Here is a 17,940-nt window from a genome sequence, read left to right as displayed (position 1 = left end):
AGGGCGTTGTCCTGGTAGCTGTCGTTGTCGACCAGGTGGAGGGCGAAGCCCCAGGTGTGCAGCACGCCGGTGAACGATCCGGTTCCCCGAGGAGGACCCGATGTCCGTCTTCGCCACCTGGCTGCACCTCGGCGACGACAGCCACGGCAACGCGCCCGCCCCGAGGGTCCGTCCACCAGGGCTCACACGTCAGCCCCGCCGACGACGGCCCCCGCGGGGGCCGTCGGCTGGAGCTCAGCGTGATCCCCAACCACTGCCATCCCGACGTGCGGTTCAGCGGCCTTCCGGAACCCCCAGGGCGGTCGGCCCGTCCCGGTGGAATACCTCCGGCTCGGCCTCGGCCGGCCACCGGAGGACGGCTCGCAGGGCCCGGGCTCCGCGGCGACGGTGATCCTGGACCGCGCCCAGGCCGAGCTGTCGCACGCCACCCGCACCGAGTGGCCGCGGACCCGGCACAGGTGAGGGCGAGCGCTCACCCTCCGGCGACGAACCGGCCCGCGCCGGGCCCCGCCAGCAGGCCCTCCGGGACCCGCCGTCCGTAGGCCACCAGCAGCAGGTGCTCCGCCCTCCCCTCCACGGCCAGCGGGCCCTCACCGTGCGACCAGCCGGTGTCCGTCGCCACCAGTCGGACGCCGTCCAGCCGGGCCCCGAAGAACCGCAGGCCGCGTGGGGTGAGGGCGGACAGCAGGGCAGCCGCCCTGGGCAGCGGGAGGCGGGCGGGCAGGCCGAGCGCCACGGTGATGTCGAGCCCGTGGACGGCGTCGTGGGCGAGGGCCGCGATCCGGCCGCCGACGGGCGGACGCCAGGGGTGGTCGGCGTGGTCGGCCAGGGCGGCGGCGAGTTCGCGCTCGCTCATGGCGGCCGCGTCGCGGCGGGCGATCCGGTCGGCCATGCGGTGCAGGTTGCCGCCGGAGCGGGCGAGTTCGACGGCCGTGCGCGCCGTCGAGTACCGGAAGCCGGTACTCATGTGCGCCGCCACCTCGCGGACCCGCCAACCCGCGCACAGCGAGGGCGAGTTCCACTGATCGGGGGTGAAGGCGGCGAACACCCGGGCGAGTTCGCGGCGCTCGGCCGCGATCTGCTCGCGGATCCAGTGGAGCTGCCCGGTGTCCTCGTTGCGCGGCACGGTTTCCATGCGTCCAGCCTGCGGCCGGAACCGTAGGCCCGTCCAAGAACGGGAAGTTCTGGCACTTATGATCGGGAGTCATGGAACTGCGGCAGCTCCAGTACTTCGTCACCGTCGCCCAGCACGGCAGCTTCACCCGGGCCGCGCAGCTGCTGCACCTGACCCAGCCCGGGGTGAGCTCCCAGATCCGGCAGCTGGAGCGGGAGCTGGGCCACCGGCTGCTCGACCGCTCGGGCCGCACCGTGCGGCTCACCCCGGTCGGCGAGGCGGTGCTGCCGCACGCCCGGGCGGCGCTCGCCTCCGCGGCGGCTGCCCACCGCGCGGCCCAGGAGTTCGGCGGGCTGCGGCGCGGGCACGTTCGACTGGGCATGGTCGCCGGGGCGGCCCTGACCCCACCGTCCGAGCTGGGGACCTTCCCCGGGCTCGCCACCACGCTCGCGGCGTTCCGCCAGGAACACCCCGGCATCGACTTCTCGCTCGCCGAGGACACCACCGCGCGGATGCTCACCGCCCTGCGCGAGGGCCGGCTGGACCTCGCCGTCGTCGGCCTGCCCACCCCCGCGAGCGGGCGGGAGGGCGACGACGGCTGGTCGGCGCTGACCGGGCTCGCTCTGCACACGGTGCTGGAGATCCCGCTGGTCGCGGCCTGTGCGGTGGGGCACCCGCTCGTAGGGGGCCGGAGCCCTGGTCCTGCTTCTGACCCTGTCCCTGCCCCTGGCCCTGGTCCTGCCGCTGTCCCTGGTCCTGCTCCTGACCCTGCTCCTGGTCCTGTCAACGCCTCGGGCACGGCATCGGGCCCCGGCCCCGCCGACGGCCCCGCCGCCCCCGCGCCCGGCTGGCGGGCGCTGCCGGTCGCCGCGCTCGCCGGGCACGCCCTGCTGAGCACCCCGCGCGGCACCGGCCTGCGCACCGCGCTGGAGAGCGCCCTGGCCGAGGCCGGTGTCGAACCGGCGGTCGGCATCGAGGCGGCCGCGCCACCACAGTTGGCCGAGCTCGCCGCGCACGGCCTGGGGGTGGCCGTCCTCCCGGACCCGGGCCCGGTGCCGGGGCTGCGGGTGCGCCCGCTGACCGACCCCGTCCCCCGGGTCCGGATCGCGCTGGCCTGGTCGACCGGGCAGCCCGCCTCGCCGCCGACCGCCGCCCTGGTGGCCCACCTGCGGCAGGCCTACCCCGGGCCCGCCGCCGCTCAGCCTCCGGCCGGCACCGCCGATCCGCCGGTGACGGGCAGCACCGCCGCGCCGTCGGCGACGTGCAGCAGCGCGTCCGCGCCGTCGAGCACCTGCCGGTCGAGCGGGAAGTAGCCCTGCCGCGGAACGGTGTCGGTGCGCGCAAGGGCTTCGACCGGCAGTGCGGCGTCCGTCAACTCCCAGACCGCGCCGCGTCCTTGCAGGTGGGACTCGTACGTCCCCGGTGCCGGCTCGGCCAGCCCGATCGCCTCGCTGCGCCCCAGGCTCCCGGCGACGAAGGCGTACCGCTCACCCAGCAGCGCGGCCAGGATGCGGCCCGCCCCCGACCAGCGGCAGTCCAGCTCGCCGAACGCCCAGGCGCTCGGGTTCCGTTGCAGGTGCAGGTTGTGGGAGAAGACCAGGGTCGGCCCGCGGCGGGCCTCGACCGCGCGGATGTCGAGCAGGTTCCGCGCCATCAGAGCGTCCCGCACCCCGGACAGGGCGCTGACCCGGTCGCTCGGGGTGAGGCCCAGGACCGCCGACTGCGCGTGGTAGCGCAGCAGTCCGATCCCGGCGGTCAGCCGGGTACGGACGGCGAACCACTCCGCGGACGAGGTCGCGGCGATCAGTTCCGGTGCCCGCATGTCGAGTCGGAGGAGGAGGTCGTCGGCGAGGCAGCGCAGCCGCGCCGCCTCGGCGGTGCCGCCGGGCGACTGTTCCGGGTCCATCACCGCCTCCGTGCGGCTCCAGCGCTCGTCCTCACCCACCAGACGGGCGAGTTCGAGGTCGAGCCCGAGGTAGTCGCGGGCGGGTTCGAGGTAGCGGCGCGGGCTGGGTGCGCTGGTGGTCTCGGTCGGGATGTCGAAGCCGTGCAGGGCCAGTCGCTCGCCGGCCGGCCGTTCCCGGTTGAACTCCCGCATCCAGGCGACCAGTCGGCGGTTGGGCTCGAGTTCCCCGAAGCCGTGGGTGAAGCCGTCCCGCATCGCCGAGTCGAGGGTGCCGACGCCCTCCCGGACGTAGGCGTCCACGGCGAAGGCGGCGACCCGGTCGGTCTCCAGGGCGATCGACCGGAAGCCCCGGTCGACCAGTCGGGCGAACAGCTCGTTGCGGACCAGCCCGAACGCCGGCTCCTGGTGGGTCGGTTCGCCGAGGCCCAGAAGCTCGCACGCCGGGGTGACGAAGTCATGCATGTCCTGGTTCATGGACCTCAAGCGTATCCTTGAAGGAACGGTTGAGACTTTTCCCGCCACTGGCGCTCAGCGGCGGCAGAAAGCCTCAATCGACCCCGAACGATCGATCGGCTCCGAACGCCCAACCGGCCCGGAACGGGAGACGACCATGCGACCCGCCGACCTCGCGCGCGAGCACGGCATCTCGACCCAGGCGATCCGCAACTACGAGCGCGACGGCTGCCTCCCGCCCGCCGAACGCACGCCCACCGGGTACCGGATCTACACCGAGCAGCACGCGGCCGCCCTGCGCGCCTACCTCGCCCTCGTCCCGGCGTACGGGCGCGCGACCGCCGCCACGGTGATGACCGCCGTCCATGCCGACCGGATCGGCGACGCCCTCACCGAACTCGACCGGGGGCACGCCCAGTTGCTGCGTGACCGGGAGACCCTCGCCACCGTCCGCGAGGCCGTCGGCCGCCTGACCGGCGGCACCCGCCCGGCCGGCGGCGCCACCGCCGGAACCGGACTTCCCGCACTGCCCGGCCCGCGCTCCGTCGGCGAGATCGCGCACCGGCTCGGTGTCACCCCCGCGACCCTGCGGGCCTGGGAGGCCGCCGGCATCCTCGCCCCCGCCCGGGACCGCGCCACCGGCCACCGCCGCTACCTCCCTTCCGACGTCCGCGACGCCGAACTCGCCCACCTGCTCCGCCGGGGCGGCTACCTGCTCGACCGCATCGCCGCCGTACTGCGGCAGATCCGCACGGCGGGCGGCAGCGGCGAGCCGGCCGCCGCCCTCGACGGCTGGCAGCAGCGCCTCACCACCCGGGGCCTGTCGATGCTCACCGCCTCGGCCCGCCTCGACGACTACCTGAGGCTGCGCCCCGAGACGCCCCGGCGGGGTTGACCTCCGTCCTCGCCGCCGAGCGGGTCGTGGCCACCGTCGAACGTGCCCGGCGCGCCGAGGACCGGACGCCCTCCTCGCCCCGTTCCGGCCCGAGGCGATCCGGACCCACGGGTGTCGGTGACGGCCGGTAGGGTCCTTCGGGCCACCACCCGCCACCCGAGACCCGCCGTACCGTTCGGAGGACACCTGTGCCCGCGCTCCACGACTTCGCCACCTGGGAGCCGCTGCTGACACTCCTCCGCGCCGCGCAACCCGACCGCACCCGCCCTGTGGTGGGAAGCGTCAGCCGGACGGGGTGGAGCCTGCCCCAGAGCCGGCAGCAGCCCGTCGACGAGGCCGTGGCGCCGGTGCGGCGCGCACTCGCGGAGGCCGCCGACCACGAGGCGCTGTTCGTGGCGGACGTCTCGCCGGGCGGGCAGGCGGTCCTGCACGTGTTCGGCACCAACCCAGCCGTGGAATACGGCCTCCGGAACCCGAGCCCGGGCACGCTCGTCCTGGTCGAGGGCACCGTCCCCGAACCCTGGCGCCACCTGCCCGACCCGATGCCCGGGGCGGTTCCGGCGCCGTCCGCGGACCCGGCCCTGCTGGAGCGGACGCTGCGCGAGAGGCTTCCCGACGCCGTCGGTGCGACCGAGGAGGAGATCGCCGCCGCCGAGGCGCGGCTCGGCGTCGCACTGCCAGAGGAGCTCAAGGCGCTCTACCGGGCGACCAGGGTGCGCCCGGCGGGTCCGGACGGATCCGGCGACTGGGAGGCCGACTTCGCGGAACAGCAGATCGCGGAAGCCGCCGTCGGCTGCGAACTCTCCTCCCTGGAGGACCTGTTCGCCCTGGACACGGACCGGCGGCCCTGCCCGTGGCAGTTCGCGGCGACGAAGGCGGTCGTCACGCCGCCCGACTCCGCCGTCCAGGGCCTGGTCGGCTCGCCCGGCTGGATCGTCTTCGGCAGCAACGGCGGTGACATGTTCGCCGTCGACCTGACGCCCGGCCCGCGCGGCCACCTCGGCCAGGTCATCCTCATCGACCACGAGCAGAGCGTCGGCGCCGAACTGTACGGCGAATCCCTGACGGAGCTGGTCCTCAACGGCTTCGAGAGCAGTGTCCCGGCCCGCCGCCAGGAACGGCGGTCCCCGGCCGTCGCCCGGGTCGGCGACCACCACGACCTGGTCGACCTCGAGTCCGCCGCACACCCCGACCTGGAAGTGGTGCAGATCTTCGATCGCGGCGGCGCACCTCTCAGTCTCGCCCCCATCGTCGGGCTGCCCCGGATCCGCACGCTCACCGCACACCCCGGCACGCTCGCCGACCCGCTGGAGATCACCGGCCTGCCCGGGCTGGAGTTCCTCTCCCTCGGGCCCGACGAGTGGCGCGTCCTCCTCGACAACGGGGCGGTCCCCCGCGGACTCTCCGCCGCCGACATCGAGGCGCGCGGAAACGAGCACCCGGTGGCCGTCGTGACCGTGGTCAACGACCTCCTCGCCCTCTGGGACCGCCCGCCGATCCCCCACACCGTCGTCAGGGGGAGCCTCGACCCGTCGGGCCCGCCCGACAGGTGATCCCGCACCGCGATCTCGTCCAGGACTCCCGGGATCCGCCGGGACAGCCCAGCTCAGACCCCGGCCGCCCACTCACCGTGCCCACCCGATCACATTGGGTCGACGAACGATTGTTCGGTCTCCTTGAAAACCAAACCGGTAGGTACGTATCTTACGAGCCCTGAGCAGCCCACCCCGCCCGTCACGGTCCCCCGGAGTGCTCCCCATGACTCTGCTTGCCTCCCGCACGCCCACACCCGCCCTCGCCATCGAAACGGACTCCGCGACCCTCCTCGACCCGGCCGCAACAACAACCCCGCCGCCCTGTCCGACCGGCACCGTCGCCAAGGAGTACGTCCACCGGGTCTGCGGCGCCGAGGTCTTCCTCACCGGCAGCGAGCAGCTGACGGACTCCGCCTTCACCGTCACCGCGCGGTGGCCGCGCGCCCACACCTTCTTCAGCACCCCGGACGGCACCCGGCACGACCCGCTCCAAGCTGCTGAAACGATTCGCCAAGCCGGGCTCTACCTTGCCCACACCCGATTCGGCGTACCGCTCGACCACAAGTTCATGATGTGGAACCTCGGCTACAGCACCCACCCGCACCAGCTGCTGATCGGTGCCGCACCGACCGACCTCACCCTGGAGGTCGAACTCCTCGCCCGGCCGCGCCGCTCCGGCACCGCGGTCGACTTCACGCTGGAAACCGTCATCCGACGGGGCCCGCAGCTCGCCGCCACCGGGCACACCCGCTTCACCACCGTCCCGGACTCCACCTACCAGCGGCTGCGCCAGGGACGCCACGACGCCGAGCACCCGTCGACGCCGCTCGTGACCGCCGAACCGCTCCCGCCGGCCAGCGTCGGCCGGCTCCGCCCGTGCGACGTCGTACTGACCCCGGCGGACGCCCCCGGGAGCTGGCACCTCACCCCCGACTTCCGGAACCCGACCCTCTTCGACCACGCCAACGACCACATGCCCGGCATGGTGCTGCTGGAGGCGGCCCGGCAGGCGGCCAACGCGCTCAGCAGCCCGGCCACCATCACCCCGGCCGCCGCGGCCACCACCTTCCACCGGTACGCCGAACACGACGCCCCCACCACGATCACCGCCCAACACACCCCCGGTGAGACCCCGAACGCCGTCACCATCACGGTGACCGGCCACCAGCACGGCGAACCGATCTTCACCACCGTGCTCACGGGCCACCCGGACCACCACTGACCAGGCCACCACCGACCCGGCCACCACCGCCGCACCGACCGAACGGCCCGCCCGACCCTCCCGGTCCGGCGGGCCGTCCACGTGCCGACGGCGTCCCCGGTGCACGACCGGCCGGACCGCGGGATCACCGCCACCGCCGGCCGCGTCCTACCCCGCGCCGGGCTGTCCGGAGCGCCTACCCGGCCGAGGCGGTCGAACTCTCCCCTGGCATCCCCTGGCATCCACGCCCGGCGCGGGAACCCGGGCCCGCCCGAGGAGAGCCGTTCCACGGTCACCGTTCCGTCGGCGGGTTTCCCGATCGGCCGAGCGAACGGTCCGGCACCGTGAGGAGAAGGAGCAGAACCGCTCCACCGAGCATGAACAGCGCGAGGTGGTGCAGCCCGCCCGTGGTGGCGCCGTGCGGGAAGAAGGCGGCGTTCGCGGCCGAGGCCGCCATGGCCCCGAGGTACATGAAGGTGCGCAGCAGTCCGGCCGCCGAGGCGATGGCGGCCGGGTCGGCCTGGTGGTAGAGAGCGGTCTGGGTGCCGAGCCCGATCAGCCCCTGGGAGACTCCCGCCAGGACCCCGACCGCGATCAGCAGGACACCGGGGCTGCTCGCGTGCACCAGCAACAGGGCGGCGCAGGAGGCGATCTGGCAGACGGAACCGACCAGCAGCTTGCCGCGCACGCCCGGGCTGCGGCCGCTGAGACCGGCGGCCGTGAGCGCGGTCAGCGAGAGCGGCAGCAGCACCAGTCCGGCGGTGGCGGCCGACAGGCCGCGCCCCTCCTCCAGCCACTGGGTGTAGCCGTAGAGGAAGGCGTAGACGGCGGTGTAGCCGAGCACCTGGCGCAGGTAGGTGGCGATCAGCGGGCGGTTGCCGGCGAGCGCCCGCAGGTCGATGAAGGGGGTACGGGCCCGCCGCTCACGGACGGTGAAGACGACGGCCGCCAGGACGGCGAGCGTCGGCAGGTACCAGCGCGCCGGGTCGGGCTTCATCAGGAACAGCATCAGGGCGAGCAGGAGGACGGCGAACAGCGCGATCCCGGCGTGGTCGAGGCGCTCCGGGCGGTTGGAGTCATCGGGGCGGTCGGGGCGGTCGGGGCGGGAGCCGTCGCCGCAGTGGGAGCCGTCGGGGCGGTCGGGACGGGAGCCGTCGCCGCCGTCGGGGTGGCGCTCGGTGACGGGCAGCCGGGCCGCGCCGAGCGCCAGACAGGCCAGCGACAGCGGGACGTTGACGGCGAAGACCGTCCGCCAGCCGCCCGCGCCGATCAGCAGCCCGCCGAGTGTGGGGCCGATCACGGCGACGGTCTGGTTGGCGACGGCCAGGACCGCCAGCACCCCGGTGGGGCTGGACCGCCCGGTCCGCTCGGCCTCGCTGCGGGTCAGGTGCATCGCGGCGGGGTAGGCCGCGGAGGTGCCCAGCCCGAGCAGTACCCGGGCGGCGATCAGCAGCCCGAGCGACGGTGCGAGCGCGCCGAGCAGCCCGGCGAGACCGACCAGCGCCGTCCCGGCGAGGTAGAGCCGGCGCGGGCCGTGGGTGTCCACCAGCCGCCCGATGACCGGCTGACCGACGGCGGTGGCCAGGTAGAGGGCGGTGACCAGCCAGACGGTCTCGGCGGGCGGCGCACCGAAGGCGGCCCCCACGGGCACCAGGGCCACCGCGATCATCGACGAGTTGATCGGGTTGAGCACCGAGCCGAGCACCATCGGCGCGATCAGTCGGCGGTCGAACCCGCCGTCCGGAGCGGGCTGCTGACGGCGGGGCAGGAGCCGGGCCAGCAGGGCGGCCGGGCCGGTCATCGCCGGTTCAACCGGTCCATCAGGGCCAGCGCCTCCAGCATGGTGGCACGCTCGGCCTCGGTGTAGTGCTCCGCCATGGCCAGGGCCAGCCACTCCTGGCGGGCCTGACGGCTGTCCGCGACGTACGCCAGCCCGGCCTCGGTGAGGCTGACCAGCTGACGGCGCCCGTCCTCGGGGTCGGGGCGCCGTCCGACCAGTCCGTGCTGTTCGAGCGCGGCGAGGGTGGCGGCCATCGACTGCGGACGGACCCGCTCGGCGGCGGCCAGCGCACTGGCGGAGGCCGGACCGTCACCGATCAGCCGACTGAGCACGGCGGTCTGGGAGGGGGTCAGGTCACTGGAGCCGCCGGTCTCCCGGAGGGTGCGGCGCAACCGGCTGAACACGGCGCGCAGCTCACGGGCGGCCGACGCCGCGGTGTCGGGAACCACGGAATCTTCGGCCCGGGCTGCCCCGGAGGGCTCGGCGGGCTCGGCGGATCCCGCGGGCTCGGCAGATCCCGTGAACTCAGCGGGCCCGGGCGGGGCGTTCGTAGCCGCGGTGGTGGCGTGGGCGGTTCGCTTCTCGGTCACGGTTCCACGGTAATTTCATCAGTCCAGACTGTCCAGTCTGGACTGAAGGATTTTCCGGAGCCCTGGACCGACCGGAGCCCCGGACCGACAGAGCCCCGGACCGCCCGGAGCTCCGGAACCCCGGACCGGATAATGGCGGCATGATCGACAAGCAGCTCCGCGTCGTCCTCGCCGAGGACTCGGTGATCCTCCGGGACGGCATGGTCGAACTCCTCACCGCCCGGGGGTGCGCCGTGGTCGCCACCGCCGGGACGGCGCCCGAGCTGATCGCCGCCGTCACCGGGCACCGGCCCGACGTGGCCGTGGTGGACATCCGGATGCCGCCCACCCACACCGACGAGGGCATCCGGGCCGCGGTGGAGATCCGGGCCGCCCTGCCCGAGGTCGGCATCCTGGTCTTCTCCCAGCACGTCGAGACCGCCTGGGCGGCCCGACTGCTGGCCGACGGCGCCGCCGGCATCGGCTACCTGCTCAAGGAACGGGTGGCCCGCACCTCCGAGTTCGTGGATGCCCTGCACCGGGTCGCCGCGGGCGGCACGGCCCTCGACCCGGAGATCGTCGACGGCCTGATGCACGGCGGGCGGCGCAGCCGGGTGGACGCGCTCACCCCGCGCGAGCGGGAGGTGCTGGAGCTGATGGCGCAGGGGCACTCCAACCGCTCGATCGCCACGCTGCTGGTGGTCTCGGAGCGGGCGGTGGAGAAGCACGTGGCCGCCGTCTTCGGCAAGTTCGAGCTGCCCGCGACCGACGCGGACAACCGGCGGGTCAAGGCCGTGCTCGCCTACCTCGCGGAGAGCGGCGCCTGAATCGGACGCGACCCCGAGGGCTCGGGCCCGTGACCGCCCGTCAGAGCCGCCCGGGCAGCTCGGCGCCGACCACCGTCGGCCCGCCCGCCGGACTGTCCACCCGCAGTGTTCCGTCCACCGCCGCGAGCCGCTCGGCCAGGCCGGCCAGCCCGGTGCCCGTCCCGATCGCGGCGCCGCCGTGCCCGTCGTCGCGCACGGTCAGCCGGACCCTCCCGTCGGCCGCCGTCACGCTCAGCTCCGCCGACCGCGCCCCGCTGTGCCTGGCCACGTTGGTCAGCAACTCGGCCGCGCAGAAGTAGACGGCCCGCTCGATCACCTCCTCGGGACGCTCCCGCAGGTCCAGCCGGACGTCGACCGGCACCGGCGAGGTGGCGGTCAGCCCCGGCAGCGCCTCGGCCAGCCCGCCGTCCAGCGCCACCGGGTGGATGCCCCGGGTCAGCCGGCGCAGGCCGGTGATGGTGTCGTCGGTCTGCCCGCGAGCCCGGTCGACCAGCGTGCGCAGCCGCCCGAGGTCGGGCCCGGTCGCACCGAGCGGACCGCTCCTCACGGGGCCGGCCCGGCCCACCGCGGCCTGGCCCAGCGCCCCTTCGCCCACCGGGCCCTCCCCCAGCGCGACCTCGCCCAGCGCGTCGTCGGCCAGGGACAGTGTGATGGCGAGCGCGACCAGTTGCGCCTGGGTGCCGTCGTGCAGATCGCGTTCCAGGCGGCGCAGCCGATCGGTGCCGTCGGCCAGCAGGGTGGCCCGGGCCTCCTCCAGCTCACGCACCCGCTGCTGCGAGCGCACCGGCCCGAGCAGGGTGCGGGCCAGCGTACAGTCGGCCGCGCCGAGCGCCCGCACCGCGGCGGGGACGACGGCCAGCACCGCGAGGCCGGCCGGGATCGCGGTGAGGTCCAGCAGGCCGATCGACCTCGGGCCCGGCTCCATCATCCGCGCCCAGAGCGGGAAGCCCACCAGCCAGACGCTGCCGAGCGGCAGTACGACCACGGCGAGGAAGCCGAGCACGCCCAGCGGCAGCCGCAGGAGCAGGTAGAGCAGTGTCCGCCAGGCCGCCGGATCGGTCAGCACCGCCCGGCCCCGGGCGAAGACCCCGGACGGACGCGGCAGCGGCGGCGGTGCGGGCACCTCCTCCCGGAGCAGCCGCCCGACCAGCCACCGGTGCAGCCCGCCGAGCCGCGTCGCCCCGAGCAGCGCGGCGACCACGAAGGGCAGGCCCAGCACGGTGAGCGAGAGCAGCGCACCGGCGTAGAGGACGGCGACCGCATACACCCCGCCGAGCACCCCGAGCGGCAACCCGAGCACTGCGAAGGCCAGTTCACCGCCGCGCACCGACCGGTACCGCTGACGCTCAGCCACCATCCACCTCACCACTCACCCGCCGACCGGCCCCCAGCATCCACCAGGAACCACGGGAACCACCGCACTCACCTGCCCTTCCGCCCTCACGACCCGCCGGACAGCCGGTCCAGTCCGCCGACGCCGTGCCCGGTCCGCTGCCCCGGCCCGCCGTGCCCGGCCCACCGTCGACGCCACCTGCTACCTCCCCCGCCTCACCCCCGTTCCCCACCCGTCGCCTCCACCGCCGAGCCTCCGATCCGCCCACAGCCCACAGCCCACAGCCCCGTACCGACGATCCCCGGAACCGTGAGCACCACCGCCCCCAGCATCACCCAGGCGCACGCCGCTCCCGGCACGACCGGCACCGCCGAGCCCGTCACCGCAAGGCTGAACGCCCCCGAGGCCGCGGCCGCCACCGCCGCCCCCAGCAGCACACCGATCGCCGTGGTCAGGACCGCCTCCACGGAGAGCATCCGCAGCAGTTGCCGCCTCGTCGCCCCGACCAGGCGCAGCAGCGCGAACTCCCGGCGCCGGTCGGCGGTGAGCGCCACCAGGGTGTTGACCGTGGAGACGGCCGCGAAGCAGACCAGCAGCCCGAGTTCCATCTCACGCAGCCAGATGTCACTCGCCTTGGTGACGCTGGTCTCGGCGCCCGTCTCCCGGGCGACGTGCTCGGCCGTGCTGGTGAGCACCAGCATGGTGCCGGAGAGCCCGACCAGCAGCGCGACCGGCACCACCGCCGAGGAGAGCCGGGCCGCGTAGCCGCGCAGGTTGGCGTCCGCCAGCCAGCCGGCCCGGGGCGCCAGCACCCGCACCGGGGCGCCGAGCACGGCCGCCAGGATCCGCGCCGCCACCGGTGCCAGCAGTCCGACCGCGACCAGCAGCACCAGCGAGCCGAGCAGTGAGGCCTGCCCCGCCTTGTCCAGCTCTCCGGCTGGTCGGCTCGCCGCCAGTCGCAGCAGCAGCCCACCGCCCGCGAGCACCGCCACCCCGGCGAGCAGCCGCGGCACTCCCGTCCGCCGTGGCCCGCCCCCGCCCTCGGCCAGCGCGACGGCCGGGGCGGGCCCGGTGATCCGGCGGGCCGCCACGGCGGTAGCCGCCAGGCCGACCAGCAGCGCCACCCCGAGCCCGACCAGCGCCGGCACCGGCGCCCCGGGTATCCGCAGCCCGGGTGCTGCCATGCCGCGCTCCTGGAGTGCGGCGAGGAACGCCCGGGCGGCGAGGAGGCCCACCAGGCCGCCGGGCGCGGCCACCAGCAGGACCGTCACCGCCACCTGCGCGCGGACCACCCTGCGCACCTGACGGGGTGTCGCCGCGACGGTGCGCAGCAGCGCGAGGTCGCGGTGCTGCTGGCGCAGGGTGAAGCCGAGCGCGTTGACGACGACGAACAGCGCGACCAGGACGGCGATCTCGCCGAACGCCCCGGCGATCAGCACCAGCCCCGGCCCCGAAACCGCCGACCGCTTCGCCGTGTCCGGCGCCGTGACCTGTGCGGCGACCAGCGAACCGAACAGCGTCACCGCCGCCACCGCCAGGAACAGCGCCGTCCCCAGCCCGGCGAAGGAGGCCGGGCGGCGACGGATCTGCCCCGCCGAGAGGCTCAGTACGGGACTGTTCATCGCGCTCACCCTCCCAACCGGCTCAGCCGCTCGCCGACCTGTGCGGCCGTCGGCCTGGCCAGCTCGTCCACCAGCAGGCCGTCGGCCAGCAGCAGCACCCGGTCCGCGTACCCGGCGGCGACCGGGTCGTGGGTGACCATCACACACGTCTGCCCGTCGGCGTCGACGCCCGCACGCAGCAGGGCCAGGACCTCCTGCCCGGTGGCGCGGTCCAGCGCGCCGGTCGGCTCGTCGGCGAACAGCACCTCCGGCCGGGAGACCAACGCCCTGGCTATCGCCACCCGCTGCTGCTGACCGCCCGACAGCTGCCCCGGCCGGTGCCGCTCGCGCCCGGCCAGCCCGACCCGGGCCAGCGCCTCCCGCACCCGGGCCCGCTCCGGCGGCCGCCCGGCCAGCCGCCCCGGCAGTTCGACGTTCTGCTCGACCGTCATCGCGGGCATCAGATTGAAGGCCTGGAACACGAACCCCACCCGGGTGCGGCGCAGCTCCGCCAGCCGCCGCTCGGGCAGCCCGGACACCTCGGTGCCGCCCCACCGCACGGTGCCCCTGGTGGGGCGGTCCATGCCGGCCAGGCAGTGCAGCAGGGTGGTCTTGCCGGAGCCCGACGGCCCCATCACCGCCGTGAACGTCCCCGGTGCGAAGGCCACCGAGACCCCGCGCAACGCCCGTACCGCCGCCGCGCCGCGCCCGTACTCCCGGTGCAGCCCGGTCGCGCTCAGGGCGGAGCCCGTCACCCCGTCGTGCGCCACCGTGGCGGCGGCTGTCGTCATCCCGTTCATGCCCTCCATCGTGGGCGTCCGGGACCGGGAGATCGATTGTGCTGGCACCCGAATCCGGGGTTCGGGAAACCGAACCTCGCAGGTGGTGCTACACCCCCTCGGAGACATCGCACGAGACATCGCGGGAGACAACGCGGGAGGCATCGTGGCGCCGCCGGGCCCGGCCCGGAGCGTGCTCACCCGGTGGTCGTGCTCGAACCCGGGCCCGGTCAGCGGCTCCAGCAGTGCGGCCAGGGCGTCGGCGAGCTCGGGCGTCCGGTCCGCGGACCGGGCGAGGACGGAGACGGCGGCGCCCTGGACGTCCGGCGACTCGTCCCCGGTCAGGGCGAGCAGCGTGGCCCTGGTCTCCGGGGTGCGCCGTGCGTCGCCGAGCGCCCCGGCGGCGGACCGGACCGATGCGTCCGGGTCCCGCGTCAACCGGAGGACGCAGTCGTGCCCCGCCCCGGTCAGCGGGGCGCGAGGAGGTTCGGCACCGCGCGGCGCACCCGGGGATCGGGGTGCTCGGCGTGGCGCGGTCCGATGGCCTCCTCACCGGGGTGTTCCCAGCCGTCCAGGGCTTCGAGGAGCGTGGCGAGCACCTCGTCGTCCTGTTCGGTCGACGTCCAGGCGGCGAGCAGCTCCGTCTCCTTCTCCTCGTACTCGACCGATCCGCCCTGCCGCAGGAACGGGGCGTCGAGCAGGAAGCCGGCTGCGGCGTCCCCGAGCGCGAACAGGCAGGCGGACCGCCCGACGTGGAGCTCGTCCCGGTGCCGGACGGCCCGGACCACCGGTTCGTCGACGGGGGTGAGGACGCGGAACGTCCACTCCGGTTCGGTCAGCACGGCCCCGTGTCCGGCACGGACGGTCAGCCCGCCGAGCGAGACCTGTTCGACGTCCGCGTAGTCCTCCCTCACCGGCACCCGATCCGCCGGCCCGTCGGCCCCGGTCCGTCGCCGCAGTTCCCCCACCGCACCGGTCTCGTACCAGGCCCTGGCCGGCGCGAGCAGCCGTGCACGGGCCTCGGCGGGCAGCCGCCGCGCCGGGTCCTTGCCGAGGACCGCCCCGACCAGCGCCGGGGAGCCGAGGTCCACGGCGCGCAGCAACGGGGTCGTCCCGTCGGGCAGCGGACGGTCCAGGTCGGCGCCGTGCGTGACCAGGACGGCGGCGACAGGACGGCGGCGACCTCGTGGTCGAAGCCGTCGACCTCCGCCCACAGCAGGCGCAGCCCGTCCGCGGTGCGGGCGTCCGGGTCCGCACCGGCGCAGAGCGCTTCCCACACCACGTCGACGTCCCGCGCCCGGACCGCCGCCACGAGGCACGCGTCCACCGCCAGTCGTTCGCCCGCCGCCAGTCGTTCGTCCGCCGTCATCCGCGCGCTCCCCCTCGCCGCACAGCCGTCATCTTCCGCGCCCGGGTCACGCCGCCCCCGGAGGGCTCGGCTCTCCCGTGCCCGCCTCTGCCACCCCGGTTCCTCGACCGTCCACCCGACGGGCGATCATGATCCGGTGACCATCGACCTGCTGCCCGGTCGCGGCGTCGGCCTGCCCGCCCCGCTGCCCGAGCTCCGCTTCGGCCTCACCGAGGCGGAGGTGCGCGCACTGCTGGCCCCGCACGCCGGCCTGCTGCCCGACGGGGTGCGGAGCACCTTCGTCTGCGGCTGTTCCTGGGCGCTGGCCTTCGAGCTTCCCGGGGTGAGCGTCACCCTAGGCGCCGACGACCACGACCGCCTCCACACCGTCACGGTCGGCCGGAACCCGAGCGACGACCGCCCCGCCTGCCCGGTCGGCTACCGCGGGATCGACCTGCTGGGCCGGCCGGCGCACGAGCTGGTCGAGGCGCTGCGCGCCGAGGGCCTGCCGGTGCCCGACCCCGGCGGCGGCAACCTCCGCCATGGAGCGCTCTTCCTCCACCGGGCGCCCGGTCCCCGGCGCCTACCGCCCGCCCCGGGCCGCAAGCCGCGCCGCGAGAAGCCGTTCGCCTTCGACTACGCCTCCCTGTCCGCACCCGTCGTGCAGGACGCCCCCGCCGGACACGACGGACCCGCCGGGCAGGTCACACCCACCGAGGCCGCCGAATGATCCCCCGCCCGACCGGCACCGCCACCGGTCCGCACGACGCCGCCTTCCTCCCCCGCAGGCAGCTGTCCCCGCGCCCGGCCGAGCGGCCGATCACCGCACCCGTCCCCAAACTCGGCGGCGAGCCCTGCTGGTTGGCCGAGCCCGCCTGGCCGCTTTCCCCCACCACCGGTGAACCCCTGGTGTTCATCGGGCAGTTCCCCGTCCCGGGCGAGCCGGGCCGGCTGGCGTACCTCTTCCTGGAGGAGGAGGACGAGTTCATGGGCGGCCTCGACCCGGAGCGGGGAGACGGCCTGCTGCTGGTCCAACCCGGCGGGCGCATCCCGCCGTTCGCGGTGATCGGCCCACCCGGCACCCGGGGCCGTACGCTCTGGCGCTGCGAACCCGACGGCGAGCGGACCCCGGTCGAGTACCACCTGGACGTGGTACCGCTGCCGGACGGCGTCGACCGGGCGATGGACCGACGGGCCGACTTCCAGCGGTACCTGCGCGACGAGGGCCCCGAGGTCCCCTTCCCGGACGGCGACCACGTGCACGACCACCTCGGCGGGGACCCGTCCTACCCAGCCGGCCGGGCCCGGGTCGCGGCGCCCTGGCGGTACCTCTTCTCCCTCTCGGACGCCCCCGACGAGGGCGACCCGTATTTTCTCAACTTCGGTTACGGCGACGGCTTCGGCTTCCTCAGCCCGGACGGTCTGGAGGGCCGGTTCTTCTGGGAGGCCCCGTAGCCGCGCCCGTCCTCCGCCACTCCCACCCCCGTCCACCCACCCCACCCACCCATCCATCCACGGGAGTCACCATGACCACCACCCCCCTGACCGTCGCCGTCCTCGGACCGGGCGGCGTCGGCGGACTGATCGGCGGGCTGCTCGCCCGCGACGGCCACCGGGTCGTCTGCCTGGCCGGCGAGGAGACCGCGGCCGCCATCGAGCGGGACGGACTGCACGTCCGCAGCGCCCGGTTCGGCGAGTTCACCGCCCGGGTCGCGGCCGCGACCGAGCTGCGCGAGCCGGTCGACGCGGCCTTCGTGACGGTCAAGGAGACGGCGCTGGCCGCCGCGCTCGACCGGATGCCCGCACAGGTGCTCGGCACCGGGATCATCGTGCCGCTGCTCAACGGCCTGGACCACATGGCGCTGCTGCGCGAGCGCTACCCGGCCGGACGGGTGGTGGCCGGCACCATCCGGGTCGAGGCCACCCGGACGGCGCCCGGGCGGATCGAGCACACCAGCCCGTTCGCCACCGTCGAGCTCGGCGCGAGCACCGAACCCGGCTCCCCCGTGGCCGAGTTCGCCGAGCAGCTGCGGCACAGCGGGCTGGACGTCGCGTTGCGCGAGGACGAGACGGCGATGCTGTGGAGCAAGCTCTCCTTCCTCGCCCCGTTCGCCCTGCTCACCACCCGCCACGCGAGCGGGATCGGCACCGTACGCACCGAGCACCGGGCCGAACTCCTCGCCGTGCTGGACGAGATCGCCGCCGTCACCCGGGCGGTCGGCGCGCCGGCGGACGCGCAGACCCTGCTCGCCTCCTTCGACCGCCTCCCCGGGGCGATGAAGTCCTCGATGCAGCGCGACGTGGAGGCCGGCCGGCCGACCGAGCTGGACGCCATCGGCGGCGCCGTGCTGCGGGCGGCCGACGCGCACGCGGTGGCCGCCCCGACCATCGCCGGCCTGGTGCGCGAGCTGTCCTGATCCGCCGGCCGGTGGCACCGGCCCGGGTGTTCACCCCATGGACGTCTCCCCGGGGTGAACGCCCGGCACCCAGCCCAGCCCGTCCTGCCCCGCCCGCACCGACGGGGCACCACCTCCCCCGAGAGCAAGGACTTTCCCAACAGTTCACACAGCCATCCGGAACCGCCGCACGGCATACCGGC

17 protein-coding genes and 1 pseudogene are annotated in these 17,940 nt (G+C 75.2%); 9 read left to right on the top strand and 9 right to left on the bottom strand.

All coding sequences use genetic code 11. The features are described 5' to 3' along the window. Window positions 1-315 precede the first annotated feature (315 nt). A complete protein-coding gene (locus tag ACIQ87_RS26360; RefSeq protein WP_402410764.1) occupies window positions 316-462 on the top strand; it encodes a hypothetical protein in 147 nt (48 codons plus the stop codon). Between the two features lie 10 nt (window positions 463-472). Here the strand turns inward: ACIQ87_RS26360 and ACIQ87_RS26355 are convergent, their stop codons facing one another. Continuing rightward, window positions 473-1,135 (bottom strand): maleylpyruvate isomerase family mycothiol-dependent enzyme, encoded by a 663-nt coding sequence (locus ACIQ87_RS26355; protein ID WP_402410761.1) that lies wholly within the window; start codon window positions 1,133-1,135, stop codon window positions 473-475. 71 nt (window positions 1,136-1,206) lie between these two features. Here ACIQ87_RS26355 and ACIQ87_RS26350 point away from each other — a divergent pair, with 71 nt between their 5' ends. After that, a complete protein-coding gene (locus tag ACIQ87_RS26350; protein WP_402410759.1) occupies window positions 1,207-2,427 on the top strand; it encodes a LysR family transcriptional regulator in 1,221 nt (406 codons plus the stop codon). On the opposite strand, the gene ACIQ87_RS26345 is transcribed toward ACIQ87_RS26350, so the two are convergent. After that, entirely contained in the window at window positions 2,313-3,494 is a 1,182-nt protein-coding gene (locus ACIQ87_RS26345; RefSeq protein WP_402410757.1) for an erythromycin esterase family protein, read from the bottom strand. The two genes, ACIQ87_RS26350 and ACIQ87_RS26345, sit on opposite strands and share 115 nt — an antisense overlap. A gap of 136 nt (window positions 3,495-3,630) precedes the next feature. Here ACIQ87_RS26345 and ACIQ87_RS26340 point away from each other — a divergent pair, with 136 nt between their 5' ends. The 3 genes from ACIQ87_RS26340 to ACIQ87_RS26330 all read left to right on the top strand — a co-directional run bounded on the left by ACIQ87_RS26340 (window position 3,631) and on the right by ACIQ87_RS26330 (window position 7,125). Next, window positions 3,631-4,368 (top strand): TioE family transcriptional regulator, encoded by a 738-nt coding sequence (locus ACIQ87_RS26340; protein WP_402410754.1) that lies wholly within the window; start codon window positions 3,631-3,633, stop codon window positions 4,366-4,368. 188 nt (window positions 4,369-4,556) lie between these two features. Further along, window positions 4,557-5,921, top strand: coding sequence for an SMI1/KNR4 family protein (locus tag ACIQ87_RS26335; protein WP_402410752.1), 1,365 nt, complete (start codon window positions 4,557-4,559; stop codon window positions 5,919-5,921). A 205-nt stretch (window positions 5,922-6,126) separates the two neighbouring features. Beyond that, complete coding sequence (locus ACIQ87_RS26330) at window positions 6,127-7,125, top strand: ScbA/BarX family gamma-butyrolactone biosynthesis protein (protein WP_402410750.1); 999 nt, start codon at window positions 6,127-6,129, stop codon at window positions 7,123-7,125. A 271-nt stretch (window positions 7,126-7,396) separates the two neighbouring features. Here ACIQ87_RS26330 and ACIQ87_RS26325 read toward each other — a convergent pair whose 3' ends face one another. Then, entirely contained in the window at window positions 7,397-8,905 is a 1,509-nt protein-coding gene (locus ACIQ87_RS26325) for an MFS transporter (protein WP_402410747.1), read from the bottom strand. Then, complete coding sequence (locus tag ACIQ87_RS26320; RefSeq protein ID WP_402410744.1) at window positions 8,902-9,474, bottom strand: MarR family winged helix-turn-helix transcriptional regulator; 573 nt, start codon at window positions 9,472-9,474, stop codon at window positions 8,902-8,904. The genes ACIQ87_RS26325 and ACIQ87_RS26320 overlap by 4 nt, the downstream gene beginning before the upstream one ends. A gap of 140 nt (window positions 9,475-9,614) precedes the next feature. Between ACIQ87_RS26320 and ACIQ87_RS26315 the strand changes: the two genes are divergently transcribed. After that, entirely contained in the window at window positions 9,615-10,280 is a 666-nt protein-coding gene (locus ACIQ87_RS26315) for a response regulator (protein WP_402410741.1), read from the top strand. Window positions 10,281-10,320: 40 nt separating this feature from the next. Here ACIQ87_RS26315 and ACIQ87_RS26310 read toward each other — a convergent pair whose 3' ends face one another. The 5 genes and pseudogenes from ACIQ87_RS26310 to ACIQ87_RS26290 all read right to left on the bottom strand — a co-directional run bounded on the left by ACIQ87_RS26310 (window position 10,321) and on the right by ACIQ87_RS26290 (window position 15,096). Beyond that, window positions 10,321-11,637, bottom strand: coding sequence for a sensor domain-containing protein (locus tag ACIQ87_RS26310; protein WP_402410738.1), 1,317 nt, complete (start codon window positions 11,635-11,637; stop codon window positions 10,321-10,323). Between the two features lie 191 nt (window positions 11,638-11,828). Beyond that, window positions 11,829-13,235, bottom strand: a complete 1,407-nt coding sequence (locus tag ACIQ87_RS26305) for an FtsX-like permease family protein (RefSeq protein ID WP_402410735.1) — start codon at window positions 13,233-13,235, stop codon at window positions 11,829-11,831. Between the two features lie 5 nt (window positions 13,236-13,240). Next, window positions 13,241-14,005, bottom strand: a complete 765-nt coding sequence (locus ACIQ87_RS26300; protein WP_402410809.1) for an ABC transporter ATP-binding protein — start codon at window positions 14,003-14,005, stop codon at window positions 13,241-13,243. A 240-nt stretch (window positions 14,006-14,245) separates the two neighbouring features. Beyond that, window positions 14,246-14,431 (bottom strand): annotated as a pseudogene (locus tag ACIQ87_RS26295) (HEAT repeat domain-containing protein); the annotation flags it as partial. Window positions 14,432-14,460: 29 nt separating this feature from the next. Then, complete coding sequence (locus tag ACIQ87_RS26290) at window positions 14,461-15,096, bottom strand: hypothetical protein (protein WP_402410732.1); 636 nt, start codon at window positions 15,094-15,096, stop codon at window positions 14,461-14,463. 402 nt (window positions 15,097-15,498) lie between these two features. Between ACIQ87_RS26290 and ACIQ87_RS26285 the strand changes: the two genes are divergently transcribed. The 3 genes from ACIQ87_RS26285 (at window position 15,499) to ACIQ87_RS26275 (ending at window position 17,758) form a co-directional block, all read left to right on the top strand. Then, window positions 15,499-16,071, top strand: a complete 573-nt coding sequence (locus ACIQ87_RS26285) for a hypothetical protein (protein ID WP_402410730.1) — start codon at window positions 15,499-15,501, stop codon at window positions 16,069-16,071. After that, complete coding sequence (locus tag ACIQ87_RS26280; RefSeq protein WP_402410727.1) at window positions 16,068-16,796, top strand: hypothetical protein; 729 nt, start codon at window positions 16,068-16,070, stop codon at window positions 16,794-16,796. Before ACIQ87_RS26285 ends, ACIQ87_RS26280 begins: the two co-directional genes overlap by 4 nt. A gap of 71 nt (window positions 16,797-16,867) precedes the next feature. Next, window positions 16,868-17,758, top strand: a complete 891-nt coding sequence (locus tag ACIQ87_RS26275; protein WP_402410724.1) for a ketopantoate reductase family protein — start codon at window positions 16,868-16,870, stop codon at window positions 17,756-17,758. Window positions 17,759-17,940: the final 182 nt, after the last annotated feature.

Origin of the sequence: Kitasatospora sp. NPDC096204, assembly GCF_044763205.1 — a bacterium.
In the GTDB taxonomy this organism is placed as follows: Bacteria; Actinomycetota; Actinomycetes; order Streptomycetales; family Streptomycetaceae; genus Kitasatospora.
The sequence above is the reverse complement of the archived record's forward strand: the minus strand, read 5'-3'. Positions and strand labels throughout refer to the sequence as shown.

Bases quoted from the DNA above. Each gene is read 5' to 3' on its own strand.
- ACIQ87_RS26300 (WP_402410809.1), bottom strand. From the start codon at position 14,005: ATGACGACAGCCGCCGCCACGGTGGCGCACGACGGGGTGACGGGCTCC.
- ACIQ87_RS26350 (WP_402410759.1), top strand. From the start codon at position 1,207: ATGGAACTGCGGCAGCTCCAGTACTTCGTCACCGTCGCCCAGCACGGC.
- ACIQ87_RS26345 (WP_402410757.1), bottom strand. From the start codon at position 3,494: ATGAACCAGGACATGCATGACTTCGTCACCCCGGCGTGCGAGCTTCTG.
- ACIQ87_RS26310 (WP_402410738.1), bottom strand. From the start codon at position 11,637: ATGGTGGCTGAGCGTCAGCGGTACCGGTCGGTGCGCGGCGGTGAACTG.
- ACIQ87_RS26275 (WP_402410724.1), top strand. From the start codon at position 16,868: ATGACCACCACCCCCCTGACCGTCGCCGTCCTCGGACCGGGCGGCGTC.
- ACIQ87_RS26280 (WP_402410727.1), top strand. From the start codon at position 16,068: ATGATCCCCCGCCCGACCGGCACCGCCACCGGTCCGCACGACGCCGCC.
- ACIQ87_RS26340 (WP_402410754.1), top strand. From the start codon at position 3,631: ATGCGACCCGCCGACCTCGCGCGCGAGCACGGCATCTCGACCCAGGCG.
- ACIQ87_RS26315 (WP_402410741.1), top strand. From the start codon at position 9,615: ATGATCGACAAGCAGCTCCGCGTCGTCCTCGCCGAGGACTCGGTGATC.
- ACIQ87_RS26325 (WP_402410747.1), bottom strand. From the start codon at position 8,905: ATGACCGGCCCGGCCGCCCTGCTGGCCCGGCTCCTGCCCCGCCGTCAG.
- ACIQ87_RS26355 (WP_402410761.1), bottom strand. From the start codon at position 1,135: ATGGAAACCGTGCCGCGCAACGAGGACACCGGGCAGCTCCACTGGATC.
- ACIQ87_RS26330 (WP_402410750.1), top strand. From the start codon at position 6,127: ATGACTCTGCTTGCCTCCCGCACGCCCACACCCGCCCTCGCCATCGAA.
- ACIQ87_RS26305 (WP_402410735.1), bottom strand. From the start codon at position 13,235: ATGAACAGTCCCGTACTGAGCCTCTCGGCGGGGCAGATCCGTCGCCGC.